Here is a 13,492-nt window from a genome sequence, read left to right as displayed (position 1 = left end):
CATGGCCACCATCAAGGACGTCGCCCGCGCCGCGGGGCTGTCCACGGCAACGGTCTCCCGGGTGCTCAACGACCACCCCTCGGTCACCGCCGCGACCCGTGCCGCGGTCCAGGACGCCATTCAGCGCCTCGACTACCACCCCAACTCCGCCGCGCGCACCCTGCGCTCCGCTGACGTGTCGACGCTCGGCCTGGTCGTCGGCGACGTGGTCAACCCGTTCTTCAGCGAGCTCGCCCGGGCGGTCGAGAACGAGGCGCGCGCGCACGGCTACTACGTCGTCATCGGCAACGCCGACGAGGACCCCGACCGCCAGGACGAGTACCTCTCGATCCTGCTCGACCGCCGCGTCGCCGGGCTGCTGCTGTGCCCCACCGCCGAGGTGTCCCCTCTCGTGGCGGACGTCGTGCGCGGCGGCCGCCCGGTCGTGTTCGTCGACCGCGAGATCGACGGCCTCGACGTCCCGGTGGTGCGCAGCGACAGCCGCCTTCCGGTGACCGCGCTGGTCGACCACCTGGTGCGCCTGGGCCACCGCGACCCCGCCATCATCTCCGGTCCCACCGGGTTGAGCACCGGCCGCGAGCGCCTCGCCGCCTTCCGCGACGCGCTCGCGACGCACGGCATCGGCCTGCCCGAGTCGCGCGTGCGGGTGGGCGACTTCCAGATGGACAGCGGTGTCGCGGCGATGCGCTCCCTCCTCGACCAGCCCGAGCCGCCCACCGCGGTCTTCGCCGCCGACAACCTCATGGCGCTGGGCGCGCTGCGCTGCGTCCACGAGCGCGGACTGCGGCTCGGCACCGACATCGCGCTGGCGAGCTTCGACGACCTGCCGTGGTTCGAGTACGTCGAACCGCCCATCACCGCGATCAGGCAGCAGACCGAGCGGATCGGCCGCACGGCGGTCCGCGAGCTCGTCGCGCTCTTGGACGGGCGTCCGGCCCGTTCGCACGCGCTGCCGTGCACGCTCGTCACCCGCGCGTCGTGCGGGGAGCCGGTACCGGGAGGAGAGGGATGAAGGGCCGCTTGGAACTGATCGGGGCCTCGAAGGAGTTCCCCGGCGTCAAGGCGCTCCGGGAGGTCGACTTCGACCTGCGCGCCGGGGAGGTGCACGTCCTCCTCGGCGAGAACGGGGCAGGGAAGTCCACCCTGATCAAGATGCTCGCCGGGGTGCACCGCCCCGACACCGGGGAACTGCGGGTCGACGGCGCCGCGGTGCGGTTCAACGGGCCCGACGCCGCGGAGAAGCGCGGCATCTCCACCATCCACCAGGAGATGGCGCTGGTCCCGCAGCTCACCGTCGCCGAGAACATCTACCTGGGCCGCCCGCCGCGCCGGTTCGGCGTGGTCGACCGGGCGCGGATGCGGCGCGACGCCGCGGCCGTCGTCGCCCGCATGGGCCTGTCGCTCGACGTCGACGCGGTCGTGGGCGGGCTCGGCGTCGCCCAGCGCCAGACGGTGGAGATCGCCAAGGCGCTCAGCCTCGACACCCGCTTCCTGATCATGGACGAGCCCACGGCGGTGCTCAGCCGGTCCGAGGCGGAGCGGCTCTTCGGGATCGTCCGCGACCTCACCGAGCGCGGGGTCGGCGTCGTCTTCATCTCGCACCTGCTCGACGAGGTCGCCGAGATCGGCGACCGGGTCACCGTGCTGCGCGACGGCGCGAAGGTGGCCGAGGTCGACGCCGCCACCTCCGCGGAGGAGCTGGTGCGGCTCATGGTCGGCCGCTCCATCGAGCAGCAGTACCCGCACAGGGAGCAGCGCCCGGGCGATGTCCTGCTGGAGGTCAGCGGGCTCGGCCGCACCGGGGAGTTCGCCGGGGTCGGGTTCAGCGTCCGCGCCGGGGAGGTCGTCGGCATCGGCGGGCTCGTGGGCGCCGGCCGCACCGAACTCGTGCGGACCGTGTTCGGTGCGGACCGCGCCGACGCCGGGGAGGTCCGGGTGGCGGGGCGGAGCGTCCCGCCCGGCGACATCCGGGCCGCCCGCGACGCCGGGCTCGCCCTGGTCCCCGAGGACCGCGCCGGCCAGGGCCTTGTCCTGGGCGCGTCGGTCGAGGAGAACATCGGCCTGGCGACGCTGTCCCGGCGCACCCGGCACGGCCTGGTGGACCTCGCCGGGCAGCGCGGCGCCGCTGTGGCGTCCATCGAGCGCCTGCGCATCCGCACGGCAGGGCCCGGCCAGGCGGTCGGCACCCTGTCGGGCGGCAACCAGCAGAAGATCGTCATCGGCAAGTGGCTGCTCAGCGAGCCCAAGGTGCTGATCATGGACGAGCCCACGCGCGGTATCGACGTGGGCGCCAAGGTCGAGATCTACGAGCTGATCAACCGGCTCACCGAGGGCGGCGCCGCCGTCCTCATCGTCTCCAGCGACCTGACCGAGCTGCTCGGGATGAGCGACCGGGTGCTGGTCATGGCGGACGGACGGCTGCGCGGCGAACTCGGCCGCGCGGAGGCAACCCAGGAGAAGGTCATGGCTCTGGCCGTGACGGAAGGACAGGACGATGGCTGAGGCGGGCAAGGCAGGCGGGGCGAGCGGGGCCGCGGGGCGGGGCCTGGCCGAACGCTTCCCCGCGTTCGTGCGCAACAGTGGAGCACTGGGCGGGCTGCTCGTCCTGGTCGCGCTGCTCTCCATCGCCTCACCCGACTTCCTGACAGGTGACAACCTGCTCAACGTCGGCGTGCAGGCGTCGGTGGTGGCGATCCTCGCGTTCGGCATGACGTTCGTGATCGTCAGCGGCGGGATCGACCTTTCGGTCGGCAGCGTCGCGGGCCTGTCGGGCATCGTCACCGGGTGGACGATCGCCAGCGGCGGCCTGCCCATGTGGCTGGCCGTCCTGCTGGGGCTCGCCGCCGGTGCGATCGCGGGCGTCGCCAGCGGGCTGCTCATCACCTTGGGCCGGGTGCCGCCGTTCATCGCCACCCTGGCGATGCTGAGCGTCGCGCGCGGCCTGGCGCTGGTCGTTTCGGACGGCAAGCCGATCACGTTCGACGGCTGGCTGGCCGACCTCGGCGGCGGCGCGCTGCTGGGCGTGCTCCCGTACCCGGTGCTGATCATGCTCGTGCTGGGCCTGCTGACGGCGTTCATCCTGCGCCGCACCTACTCCGGGCGCGCGATGTACGCCATCGGCGGCAACCGCGAGGCGGCCCGCCTCTCCGGGATCAAGGTCGGCCGCCAGCAGCTCGTCGTCTACGCCCTGTCGGGGCTGTTCGCCGCCGTCGCCGGGGTGCTGCTGGCGGCGCGGCTGGCGTCCTCCCAGCCCGAGGCGGGAACCGGGTACGAGCTGGACGCCATCGCGGCGGTGGTGATCGGCGGGGCGAGCCTGGCGGGCGGTGCGGGCACCGCGCTGGGGACCTTCGTCGGCGCCCTCATCCTCGGTGTGCTGCGCAACGGACTCAACCTGCTGGACGTATCTGCGTTCTGGCAGCAGGTCATCATCGGCCTGGTGATCGCGGCGGCGGTGCTGTCGGACACGCTGCGCCGCCGCCGTTCCGGCGGCGCCCCGCGGCTCGACCCCGCGTTGCGTCGCGGCGTCGCGGCGGTGCTCGTGCTGCTGCTGATCGGCGCGGGCTGGGCCGTCTTCCAGCGCCAGGGCGGCGGCCCGGAGCGGCCGACGGTCGCGCTGTCGCTGTCCACGCTGAACAACCCGTTCTTCGTCGGCGTGCGCGACGGCGCCATTGCGGAAGCGCGTGCGCAGGGCGTCGACCTGCGGATCCACAACGCCTCCGACGACTCCTCCCAGCAGGCCGACGCCGCGCAGAACTACATCGCGCAGAACGTGGACGCGTTCATCGTCAACCCGGTCGACTCCGACGCGGTCGTGCCGTCGGTGCGGGCCGCGAACCGGGCGGACATCCCCGTGGTCGCCGTGGACCGCGCGCCCAGTGACGGCCAGGTCGTCACCACGGTCGCCTCCGACAACTTGGAGGGCGGCCGACTCGCGGCGGAGAAGCTGGCCGAGCTGGTCGGTTCCGGCCCGATCGCGGTGCTGGAGGGCCAGCCGGGCACGTCGGCGGCCCGCGACCGCGGCACCGGGTTCACCGAGGGGATCGCCGAGCACCCCGGCATCGAGGTGGCGGCCTCCCAGCCGGCGGACTTCGACCGGACCAAGGGCCTCAACGTCACCCAGAACATCGTCCAGGCGAACCCCGACATCAAGGGGGTGTTCGCCGCCAACGACGAGATGGCGCTGGGCGCGGCCAAGGCGCTCGGCGCGAAGGCCGGCGACGAGGTGAAGGTCATCGGCTTCGACGGCACCCCCGAGGGGCTCGACGCCGTCCGCGAGGGCACGCTCAGCGCCACGGTCGCCCAGCAGCCGGAGCTGCTCGGCGAGGCGGCGGTGCGGGCGGCCGTCAAGTCGGTCAAGGACGGCGAGGGCGGTAAGGACGGCGCTGACGGCGCTGACGGCGAGGGCGGCGGCCCCGGCACGGCCACGGAGATCCCGGTGACCGTCGTCGGCAAGGACGAGGTCGAGGAGTTCGCGGATCGGGACTGACAGCCGGGACTGACACGGTCCCGGCGCCGGGGGCGGCGCCATCGTGGCCCGCCCCCGGCGCGCGCTCGGCCGCCGGGCGTCCCGGCGGGAGCCGTCGCGGCGCCCGCCGTGACGGCTGCGGGGCCGCCCCCGCGGGGCGTCCCCGTGCGGGTGTCCCTCTCGCGGGGGAGCGGGGGCGCCATGGTCCCCTCTGGGGCGGGAGGTGCGCGTTCCGCCCAGTTGCGAGGCTCTCATCAGGTCTCCGGTCGTCGTCCGCCACAGGCGCGGGCACGGGGACGAGGGAGCGCCCGTTGCGAGCGAACACAGAGGCGAACACAGAGGCGAACACAGAGCCGAGTACGACCGCCGCCACCGAAGGCGGAGCGCGGCCCCACGGGCCGGAGCACGGTCCGGAGCACGGCGCGGGCGTCGATCCGCCCGTCCACCGCAAGGACCGCGCCGCCCAGGTCGCGGCGCTGGCGTGGTCGGCGTTGTACGCCGTGTTCGGCGCGTACTGGTGGTTCTCCGGGAACGCGTTCCCCTACGCCGCGGGAGGGGGCGACGAGCCGGGCGCGTCGCTCGTCGCGCTGACGGGGACGGCGGAGGCCGCCGTCGTGCTGGCTGGGCTGCCCGCGGTGCTGCTCGCCCTGGTGCTGCTGCGCGGCTCCCGGGCGGGGCGGCCGCTGCTCATCGGGGCCGGTGCGGCGCTCGCGGGGATCCTGCTGCTGGCGATGACGGACGTCAACCTGCTGGCGTCGGTCGGCTACCTGCCGTTCGGGGTGTACGGGCTGATCACGGGGCACGAGGTCGGTGGCGTGTTCCTGGCCGTCATCACGGAGTGGCCGCTGCTGCACGGGATGCTGTGCGTCCTCGGCGGGCTGCTGTGGGCGCGCGCGGTCCTCGGCTACGCGCGGCGCACCGGGGACGTGTGCGCGGACTGCGGACGCGGCGCGGCCGCCGACGGCTGGCTGAGCCCGCCCGCAGCGGCGCGATGGGGCCGGGTCGCGGCGCTCATCGCCGCGGTGATCCCGGTGCTCTACGCCGTCACCCGCTACGCGTGGGCGCTCGGCATCCCCCTCGGTATCAGTGAGGAGTTCCTGCGCCAGGGCCAGGAGGCCGGGATGTGGCTCGCCGGCTCGTTCCTGGCGAGCTTCGGGGTCGTGGGTGCGGTCCTGACACTCGGCCTGTTCCAGAAATGGGGCGAGGTGTTCCCCCGGTGGATGGTCGGACTCGCCGGGCGCCGGGTGCCGGTGTCGCTGGCGGTGATCCCGGCCTCCTTCGTCTCAGTCCTGGTCACTGTCGGCGGTTTCGCGATGTGGACCGGGTACGCCCGGGCCGTGACGCCGCTGGAGACCGACTTCATGGCTTCGGCCCCGGGCCTGCTGTGGCCGCTGTGGGGTGTGGCGCTGGCGGCGGCGACGCTCGCCTACCACCACCGCCGGCTCCCGGCGTGCGCCACCTGCGACCGCCCGTAGCGCCAGGGTCCGTTCCGGCCCGCACCGGGTACCCGGTGCGGGCCGGAACGGACCGCCTGTGCGCGCTCGCGGCCGGGGCGGTGACGGGTGACGCCCGTGCGGCAGTCAGTCGGCGCGGGCCAGCAGCGGGGCCTGTTCGGCGGCCCAGGGGCTGATGGCCCACGGGGTGCGGTCGGCGAGCGCGACGAAGGCCGCCCAGTCCGTCCACTCCCACTGGGCGACCTCGGCGGGTTCGGGCCGGGGGTCGTCGGTGGCGTGGGCCTCGTACACCGGGCAGAACTCGTTCTCCACGACGCCGCTCGCGTCGACGGCCCGGTACCGGAAGTCGGGGAGCCGCAGCCGGATCCGGTGGACCTCCAGGCCCAGTTCCTGGCGGGCCCGCCGGCGGATCGCGTCCTCGGCGGCCTCACCGGGCGCGGGGTGGCCGCACACGGAGTTGGTCCACACCCCCGGCCACGCGGTCTTGCCGAGCGACCTGCGGGTCGCCAGCAGCCGCCCGGCGGGGTCGAACACGTAGCAGGAGAACGCGAGGTGCAGCGGGGTTTCCGCGTGGTGCACGGTGGCCTTCGGCGCGGTCCCGGACGGGCGGTGGGCGGAGTCGAGGAGCACGACAGATTCAGCTTCGCTGTCGGCGGCACTGTCAGCTGCGCAGTCGGCGGCACCGTCGGGTGCGCCGGAGGGGCCGGGGTCGGCGCTGTTCACTGCGATGCCCTTTCACGAGCGGCCCCGGGGCGCTGCCGCGGCCCCGGGGTGGTGTGCGGATGCCGTCCAGTCTAGGAGCAGCCGCCCGCCCGTGCCGGGGAAACGCGCAGGTCCGCGCGTAGAGCATGGCCCGAGGGCGATTCCGGGGTCCGCGGCCGGGCGCGCACCGGCATTCAGCCGGTGGCCGCCGCTGTGCCCGCGAGCACCGCGGCGAGGTCGCGGTCGCAGCCGCGCGGGCTCGCCGCGAGGTCGGCGCGCACCTTGTCGCGCAGGTCGGCGGGATCGCCCTGGCCGAGTTCCACCAGGGACTCCACCGAGGTGATGCGCATGGAGAACGCGATGACGTGCGGCAGCAGGGCGCGGAAGGCGTCCAGGGGCGGCCCGCTCCCGTCGGGCCGGGCGCGCCCGGCCTCTCCGACCGCGGTCGTCTCGGTGAGGACCCGGAGCACGTCGTCGGCCTCGTGCAGCAGCCGGACCCGGCCCCGGACGTGCGCGGCGGTGTAGTTCCACGCCGGTGCGGGCGGCGCGTCGCCGCGGACGGCGGGGGAGACGTAGCCGTGGGGGCCGCGGAAGATCGCGGTGGCGATCGGGTCGCGCAGCAGCGCCGGCCACTGCGGGCCGGTGCGCGCCATGTGGCCGAGCAGGGTGCGGCCCTGGAGGTCCGGCTCGGTGCCGTCGCCGGGGTCGCCGTCGAGGACCATCGGCAGGTGCGAGACCTGGATCCCCGACGATCCGGGCTCCGGTGACCCGGTGCTCACGAACGTCGCGAACGGGTTCGCGCGGATCAGCCGCGCCTCCCATCCGCTGTGCTCGGGCTGGAACTCGGCAGCGGTGTGCATCGGGACCTCTCGCATCATCGTTCGGGTGCGCTGCGTGTGACCTCTGATCAGCATGAACCGAGCGGACGCCGGGGTGTGGGAGGCGTGGCCGGGAGGTCCCGGATCGGGCGTTTCAGCCGATGCGGGCCGTTCGGTGGAGGCGGGCGGTTCAGACGCAGGCCGTTCATTTGCGGGCGGTTCGGATGCGGGCGGTTCAGCCGATGTAGGCGGTGCGGCCGGCGGCGCGCGCCCTGAGGGCGGTCTCCAGGCGCGGCGCGAGGCCGGGGTGCATGAGCCCCACCGCCTGGTCGGGCGGCGCGAACGTGTAGCCGTCGAGCTCGGACTCCTGCACGGACACGGGGGTGTCCTCGGGGACCGTCCCGCAGTCGAACACGAGCGCGAGGAAGGGCTTGGGCCGGTCGCCGTGCGGCGCGCTCCAGTGCACGCAGAGCAGCGGCCCGGCCAGGAGGGACAGCCCCACCTCCTCGGCGACCTCGCGCTCGCAGCCCAGGTGCGGGGCCTCGCCGTCCTCGACCACGCCGCCCGGCAGCGTCCAGTGCTCCCTGTAGTTGGGGTCGACCATCAGGACGGCGCCGGCGGGGTCGGTGATGAGCCCGAACGCCGAGAGGTAGGCGGTCGGCAGTGACGCGAACCATTCGGCGGCGGGGAGGAGGGGAGCCATGGGCCGCAGGCTAACCGGTGCGCGGCGGACCGCGCGACGCCGCGCACCGCTCACGCTGCACGCGCAGCGGCGGCCGTCGACGCCCCGCGGGCCCCCGCGGCGCTGGGGCTTCGGGGCACACCGGCGCTGCGCCGGGCTGCGCCGGGCGGAATCCATCCCGATCCATCCCGGAATCCAAAATCTACATTGTAAAGGCGTGGGTTGGGAAAGCGGCCTAAGCTGGTCGGTGGGAGAGCGAACCCTCCGCGCCCGCCCCCGTGGCTCAGACCCCGCTCTTCGGCGACGGCCCGGCGTGGGCACCCGGCGGCTTCGTTACGATCACAAGGGTTCTCTCAACCGACGACGCCGACGTGGAGGTTTGGTGTGGGACCGCTTGAACACGGCGACCCGGAGCGGATCGGCCGCTACCGGCTGATCGGGAGACTGGGCGCCGGAGGCATGGGCCAGGTCTACTTCGGCAGGTCCGCCGGTGGGCGGGCGGTCGCGATCAAGCGGATCCATCCGCACATGGCGGCCGACCCCTCGTTCCGGCAGCGCTTCGCCCGCGAGGTCGCCGCCGCGCGCCAGGTGAGCGGCGCCTTCACCGCGCCGGTCATCGACGCCGACCCCGAGAGCGAGGTGCCGTGGCTGGTCACCTCCTACGTCCCCTCGCTGCCGCTCGACGAGGCGGTGCACGCCCATGGGCCGCTGCCCGAGCCCACTCTGCGGGTGCTCGCAGCCGGCCTCGCCGAGGCGCTCACCGAGATCCACCGGGTCGGCCTGATCCACCGCGACCTGAAGCCGGGCAATGTGCTCCTCGCCGAGGACGGCCCCCGGGTCATCGACTTCGGCATCGCCCGCGCCACCGAGGGCACCGCCGCCACCCAGTCGATCATCGGCACGCCCGGGTTCATGTCGCCCGAGCAGATCCAGGGCGCGGCCATGACCCCGCGCAGCGACATCTTCGCGTTCGGCGCGGTGATGGTCCACGCCGCAGGGGGAGTCGGCCCGTTCGGCGAGGGCGCGATGCACACGATGGTGATGCGCATCATGCAGCACGAGCCCGACATCTCCGCCGTCCCGCCGTCCTTGCAGCGCATGGTCGCGGCCTGCCTCGCCAAGGACGAGCGCCGGCGGCCGGGGCCCGGCGACGTCCTCGACTACCTCGGCGACGTCCCCATCAGCGAGTCCTGGCTGCCGCCGGCGATGGCGCGCGGGGTGCAGGAGCAGATCGGCACGGTCAACGCCGCACTGAGCGGGGCGCCCGCCACCGGCGCCGACACCGGCGGCAGGACCTCGGCGTTCGGCGCGGCTGCTGCCGGGGCCGTGGGCGGCGCGGCAGCGGGCGCGGCGGCAGCGGGCATGCTCGGCGACGACCAGGCCACCCGTGCCGGGGGGCAGTACCCCACCGCCGTGAACCAGGGCGCCACGTCGGTCGACCCCTACGCTGCGGGGCAGCACACGGCGGGCGCGGGCGCGACCTCGGTCGACCCCTACGCTGCGGGGCAGCACACGGCGGGCGCGGGAGCCACGTCGGTCGACCCCTACGCCGCAGGGCAGCGCACAGCGGGCGGCGACGCCTACTCCGACCTGTACGGCGGGGCGCGCCGCGACGATCCCCGGCGCGCCAGGGAGCAAAGAGAGCAGGAGGAGGCACGGCAGCGCGAGGAGGAGCGCCGCCGCGAGTCCCGCGAACGCGAGGAGCGCGAGGAGCAGCGCCGCCGCCAGGAGGCCGAACGCGCCCACCAGGAGCGCATCAGGGCCGAGCGGTCGGCCGCGCGCCGGGCGCAGTCCCACGCGCGCTCGGCCGACCAGCCCGGCGTGTGGGGCTTCGTGAAGCTCCTGCCGCTGCTCATCATCCCGATCGCGCAGATCCCGCTGGGCTACGCCGCGGCCTACGGCTGGCAGTGGTTCACCTCGACCGAGCTCTACTGGGACGCGCCCTGGTACGCCCCCGAGTTCCTCAGCGCCGAGGGCTTCTACCACGCCCTGATGCTCGGCTACTTCCTGTTCAACAACCTGGTGACCCTTGAGTACCTGGTGCGGTCGATGCGCACCGGCTTCGTCACCGGCATCGTGCTGGCGGCGATCGTCATCGTCGGCACCAACGCCGCATTGTGGAACTTCGGGTTCTTCGGCTGACCCCCTGCCGCGGGGCGGCCGGTCAGGGCCGCCCCGTTCTTCGGTGGACCGCGCGGGAGATCCGCCGGCCGAGGAGCAGGTAGCCGAGCAGCGCCCCCGTGGTGTTGAGGATGACGTCGTCGATGTCGAAGGCGCGGCCGGTCACGATCGTGCCCTGCACGATCTCGACGAGCAGCATGGCGGTGGCCGTGGCGAGCAGGGTCTTGACGGTGCCGCGGACGCCCGGCAGCAGCAGCGGGAGCAGCACCCCGAACGGTGTGCCGAGGAGGACGTTGCCGCCGACCTGCCTGATGGCGTCGCGCGCGGGGGCGTCGAGGTAGAACCGCAGCGATTCGCCCGGGTGCAGGTTGTGGTGGACGGTGCCGACCGCGCCGGGCACCGGGGTCAGGGTGACCCGGGCGAGGAGCACCGCGAACGCCACCATGGCGGCGAAGGCCGCGAGCAGGACGACCGCGCGCAGCAGGGCGGCGGCGAACCGCCGCCACCACGGTCGGGCGGGCGGTGCGGGATCCTCGGTGTCGCTCGGCACGGGCCCATCCTCACCGTCGTCGTCCGATGGGGCAGTTGTACCCCAGGAGGCGGGTGGCCGGTAGCCGTTCCGGGCAGGCGTTGCGGTTCCGGTGCCGGGGACGGGCATCGCCCGGTTCGGTGTCCGGATCCGGCCGGTTCCCGGCGGCGGCGAACCAGGGCCCGCGGGGCACGCTCTCAGTGGGAGTGATCAGAGTCGACGCGTGGCGGTGGTCCGCACGCCGGTGGCGGTGGCCCGCGGCCAGCCAGTGGCGCCACTGGGCCGCCCAACTGGTCCGGTTCGGCCTCGTGCAGGCGTGGGCGTGCGCGTTCGCCGTGTGCATCCTGACCGGCCTGGCGCTGTCGACCCTGCTGCCGCTGCCGGTCGCCCGCTACGACGCCCTGCTCGCGTACGGCATCGCGGTGACCGCCGTGTTCTGGGGGCTGCGGCTGGAGAGCGGTCGCGAGATCCTGGCGATCCTCGGCTTCCACATCGTGGGCCTGGTGTTCGAGCTGTTCAAGGTGCACATGGGCTCGTGGGAGTACCCGGAGCAGGCGTGGACGAAGGTCGCCGGGGTGCCGCTGTACTCGGGGTTCATGTACGCGGCCGTGGGCAGCTACGTGGTGCGGGCGTGGTCGCTGCTGAACCTGGGGCTGCGCGGCTACCGGCCGCTGGCGACCGCGTGCGTGGCCGCGGCGATCTACGCCAACTTCCTCACCCACCACTGGCTGCCCGACGCCCGGCTGTTCCTCGCGGTGGCGATGGTGGCGGTGACGTGGGGCGCGTGGGTGTACTTCACGGTGGGCACGGAGCGGTACCGGATGCCGCTGGCGCTGTCGTTCGTGCTGATCGGCTTCTTCCTGTGGGTGGCGGAGAACCTGTCGACGCTGGCGAGCGCGTGGCGCTACCCGCACCAGGTCGACGCGTGGGCGATGGTGCACGTGTCGAAGTTCGGCGCGTGGGCGCTGCTCGTGACGGTGTCGTTCGTCCTGGTCGCCGGCTGGAAGCGCGCCTACACGGAGTCCGCGGGCAGGATCCGGAACGCCGAAAACCCGTGAGTGAGCGGCGTTATCGCACGGAAGTCGCGCTGGTCCAACGTGAATATCCGGTCGGTCCGGTACCGGTCGGCGAGGACGACGCCGACGGCGTCGGCGACGTCCAAGCGCAGCCCTTCGTATTTCGCGCGGATCTCATGGGCGGACGCGAGGTCGTCCGGCCTGAGGTCGGCGAGTTTGTACTGCCCATCGGCCATTCGGTCGTTGAGCGCCTCCATGACCGCCATGGCGGCAGGGAATCCGAGATCGCGATGGATCAGATGATCGAGTTCGGTGATCACCATGGGAGAGATTGCGAGGGTCTGGCGACCGACGATGTCGGCGGCGGCCGGGTGCTCGGGTTGAGCAGCGTCGAATGCGGCGAAGAGGGCGGATGTGTCCGCAACGATGATCAACGTCGTGCCGACTGCTGCTTGATGTGGTCGTAGATCTCCTCGTCCATGGTCTCCGCGCTCCGCTGCCGTCCGCTGTTGAAGACAGGCAGCGAACGGGCGTTTCGCGGGCGTGTCGAGTTGTCCAGGAGCTGGGCGATGGCTTGCCGGATCAGCTCGGCCTTGCTGGTTCCGGTGGCACTCGCCTCGGCGTCCAGGCGTACTTCGAGTTCCGCGGGAAGGTAGACCGTCGTCTTGATCATGCCATATAGGGTACCACCCGTAGGTGAGGGTGTTGCTGGGTGCGGGGGTGGGTCAGGTGGAGGTGGCGCGGAGGGCGGCGATGAACCATTGCATCGTCGGCACCATGGGCTCGAATGGCGCGCATTCGTTGATGACGCCGACCAGCTGCCAGTAGCGCTCGCTCCGGGCGTCGGTCATGACGTCCAGGTCGTCGGCGTAGGATGCGCGCCACTGCGGTGTGTCGGCGGTGCCGACCGCCGCGGCGACAGCGGGGGCGAGTCCGGCCATGACCGCGGCGGCCTCGGCGGAGTCGGGGGCGGTCCCCGCGGCGTGCGCCTTACCGGCGTGTTCGAGGATCAGCGGCATGGCCCGCTGCCCGGCCTCGTACTGCGCCTGCATGGTGCCTTCGGCGACGGCGGCCTGCTGCCACTCCGCCATGGTGCGGACACGGTCGCGGTAGTCGGGGTCCCGGACGAGTTCGGCGAGTTCCACCCACGCGTCGACCTGCTCGGGGGTGGGGTCGTCGGGCAGGTCCACCCGCGTCGCCCGCATCCGGGCCTCGAAGTCGGGGTCGAGCTCCAGGCCGCCGAACACGGCGTCGTGGTATTCGTCGATGATGTGCCGGCGCTCCTCGGCGGAGAGCCGTGCCAGCTTGGTCATGAGGGTGATGTCCCTTTCCGTCGCCCCGGTGTGTGCCGTCCTCGCGATGGTCCGCAGTACCGCCCGGCGGGTGCGCAGCACCCGGATCTGCGCGTCGAGCGCCTCGGCGTTCGCCGCGGCGACCTCGGCGAGCTCGCATTCGCTGGCGATGATCCGGCGGATGGTGGCGAGGTCGATGCCGAGGTCGCGCAGTGTGCGCACGAGGTCGAGGCGGGCCGCCGCCGCGGTGTCGTAGAGGCGGTAGCCGCCGCTACTGCGCGCGGTGGGAGCGACGACGCCCTCATCGGCGTAATACCGGATGGTCTTCACCGGCAGACCCGTGCGTTTGGCCATGTCGCCGATCGTGGCCAGGCCGTACTGCGGTTCCATTGGCTCCATCGTGGAGTCTCCCG

General features: G+C 73.4%; 13 protein-coding genes. 6 read left to right on the top strand and 7 right to left on the bottom strand.

What is annotated here, in order from left to right; genetic code table 11:
• The first annotated feature begins 1 nt into the window (after position 1).
• From CLV63_RS08530 to CLV63_RS08515, 4 genes are all read left to right on the top strand, one after another.
• Positions 2-1,012 (top strand): LacI family DNA-binding transcriptional regulator, encoded by a 1,011-nt coding sequence (locus tag CLV63_RS08530; protein ID WP_106582373.1) that lies wholly within the window; start codon positions 2-4, stop codon positions 1,010-1,012.
• A complete protein-coding gene (locus tag CLV63_RS08525) occupies positions 1,009-2,502 on the top strand; it encodes a sugar ABC transporter ATP-binding protein (protein ID WP_106582372.1) in 1,494 nt (497 codons plus the stop codon). The genes CLV63_RS08530 and CLV63_RS08525 overlap by 4 nt, the downstream gene beginning before the upstream one ends.
• Entirely contained in the window at positions 2,495-4,486 is a 1,992-nt protein-coding gene (locus CLV63_RS08520; RefSeq protein WP_106582371.1) for an ABC transporter permease/substrate-binding protein, read from the top strand. The genes CLV63_RS08525 and CLV63_RS08520 overlap by 8 nt, the downstream gene beginning before the upstream one ends.
• A 290-nt stretch (positions 4,487-4,776) precedes the next feature.
• Complete coding sequence (locus CLV63_RS08515; RefSeq protein ID WP_106582370.1) at positions 4,777-5,940, top strand: hypothetical protein; 1,164 nt, start codon at positions 4,777-4,779, stop codon at positions 5,938-5,940.
• Positions 5,941-6,045: 105 nt separating this feature from the next.
• Here CLV63_RS08515 and idi read toward each other — a convergent pair whose 3' ends face one another.
• The 3 genes from idi to CLV63_RS08500 all read right to left on the bottom strand — a co-directional run bounded on the left by idi (position 6,046) and on the right by CLV63_RS08500 (position 8,142).
• Positions 6,046-6,642, bottom strand: coding sequence for an isopentenyl-diphosphate Delta-isomerase (gene idi, locus CLV63_RS08510; RefSeq protein ID WP_106582369.1), 597 nt, complete (start codon positions 6,640-6,642; stop codon positions 6,046-6,048).
• A 173-nt stretch (positions 6,643-6,815) separates the two neighbouring features.
• On the bottom strand, positions 6,816-7,535 hold the full coding sequence (locus CLV63_RS08505; protein ID WP_106582368.1) for an FMN-binding negative transcriptional regulator: 720 nt from the start codon (positions 7,533-7,535) through the stop codon (positions 6,816-6,818).
• A gap of 139 nt (positions 7,536-7,674) precedes the next feature.
• On the bottom strand, positions 7,675-8,142 hold the full coding sequence (locus CLV63_RS08500; RefSeq protein WP_106582367.1) for an NUDIX domain-containing protein: 468 nt from the start codon (positions 8,140-8,142) through the stop codon (positions 7,675-7,677).
• 363 nt (positions 8,143-8,505) lie between these two features.
• Here CLV63_RS08500 and CLV63_RS08495 point away from each other — a divergent pair, with 363 nt between their 5' ends.
• A complete protein-coding gene (locus CLV63_RS08495) occupies positions 8,506-10,263 on the top strand; it encodes a serine/threonine protein kinase (protein ID WP_106582366.1) in 1,758 nt (585 codons plus the stop codon).
• Between the two features lie 22 nt (positions 10,264-10,285).
• Here the strand turns inward: CLV63_RS08495 and CLV63_RS08490 are convergent, their stop codons facing one another.
• Positions 10,286-10,792 carry a VanZ family protein gene (locus CLV63_RS08490; RefSeq protein WP_211301208.1) on the bottom strand — a complete coding sequence of 169 codons (507 nt, stop codon included), beginning with the start codon at positions 10,790-10,792 and terminating at the stop codon, positions 10,286-10,288.
• A gap of 185 nt (positions 10,793-10,977) precedes the next feature.
• Here CLV63_RS08490 and CLV63_RS08485 point away from each other — a divergent pair, with 185 nt between their 5' ends.
• A complete protein-coding gene (locus CLV63_RS08485) occupies positions 10,978-11,829 on the top strand; it encodes a DUF817 domain-containing protein (protein WP_245928658.1) in 852 nt (283 codons plus the stop codon).
• Here CLV63_RS08485 and CLV63_RS08480 read toward each other — a convergent pair.
• The 3 genes from CLV63_RS08480 to CLV63_RS08470 are packed head-to-tail and all read right to left on the bottom strand — an operon-like array spanning position 11,784 to position 13,478.
• Positions 11,784-12,221, bottom strand: coding sequence for a PIN domain-containing protein (locus CLV63_RS08480; RefSeq protein ID WP_106582364.1), 438 nt, complete (start codon positions 12,219-12,221; stop codon positions 11,784-11,786). The two genes, CLV63_RS08485 and CLV63_RS08480, sit on opposite strands and share 46 nt — an antisense overlap.
• Positions 12,218-12,460, bottom strand: coding sequence for a ribbon-helix-helix domain-containing protein (locus CLV63_RS08475; RefSeq protein ID WP_106582363.1), 243 nt, complete (start codon positions 12,458-12,460; stop codon positions 12,218-12,220). The genes CLV63_RS08480 and CLV63_RS08475 overlap by 4 nt, the downstream gene beginning before the upstream one ends.
• 52 nt (positions 12,461-12,512) lie before the next feature.
• Positions 12,513-13,478, bottom strand: coding sequence for a MerR family transcriptional regulator (locus CLV63_RS08470; RefSeq protein ID WP_106582362.1), 966 nt, complete (start codon positions 13,476-13,478; stop codon positions 12,513-12,515).
• Positions 13,479-13,492 lie beyond the last annotated feature (14 nt).

The organism is Murinocardiopsis flavida, assembly GCF_003014485.1.
Classification (GTDB): domain Bacteria; phylum Actinomycetota; class Actinomycetes; order Streptosporangiales; family Streptosporangiaceae; genus Murinocardiopsis; species Murinocardiopsis flavida.
The sequence above is the reverse complement of the archived record's forward strand: the minus strand, read 5'-3'. Positions and strand labels throughout refer to the sequence as shown.

Excerpts from the sequence above, each read along its gene's own strand:
- CLV63_RS08525 (WP_106582372.1), top strand. The coding sequence starts at position 1,009 with ATGAAGGGCCGCTTGGAACTGATCGGGGCCTCGAAGGAGTTCCCCGGC.
- CLV63_RS08470 (WP_106582362.1), bottom strand. The coding sequence starts at position 13,478 with ATGGAGCCAATGGAACCGCAGTACGGCCTGGCCACGATCGGCGACATG.
- CLV63_RS08500 (WP_106582367.1), bottom strand. The coding sequence starts at position 8,142 with ATGGCTCCCCTCCTCCCCGCCGCCGAATGGTTCGCGTCACTGCCGACC.
- CLV63_RS08520 (WP_106582371.1), top strand. The coding sequence starts at position 2,495 with ATGGCTGAGGCGGGCAAGGCAGGCGGGGCGAGCGGGGCCGCGGGGCGG.
- CLV63_RS08530 (WP_106582373.1), top strand. The coding sequence starts at position 2 with ATGGCCACCATCAAGGACGTCGCCCGCGCCGCGGGGCTGTCCACGGCA.
- CLV63_RS08475 (WP_106582363.1), bottom strand. The coding sequence starts at position 12,460 with ATGATCAAGACGACGGTCTACCTTCCCGCGGAACTCGAAGTACGCCTG.
- CLV63_RS08505 (WP_106582368.1), bottom strand. The coding sequence starts at position 7,535 with ATGCTGATCAGAGGTCACACGCAGCGCACCCGAACGATGATGCGAGAG.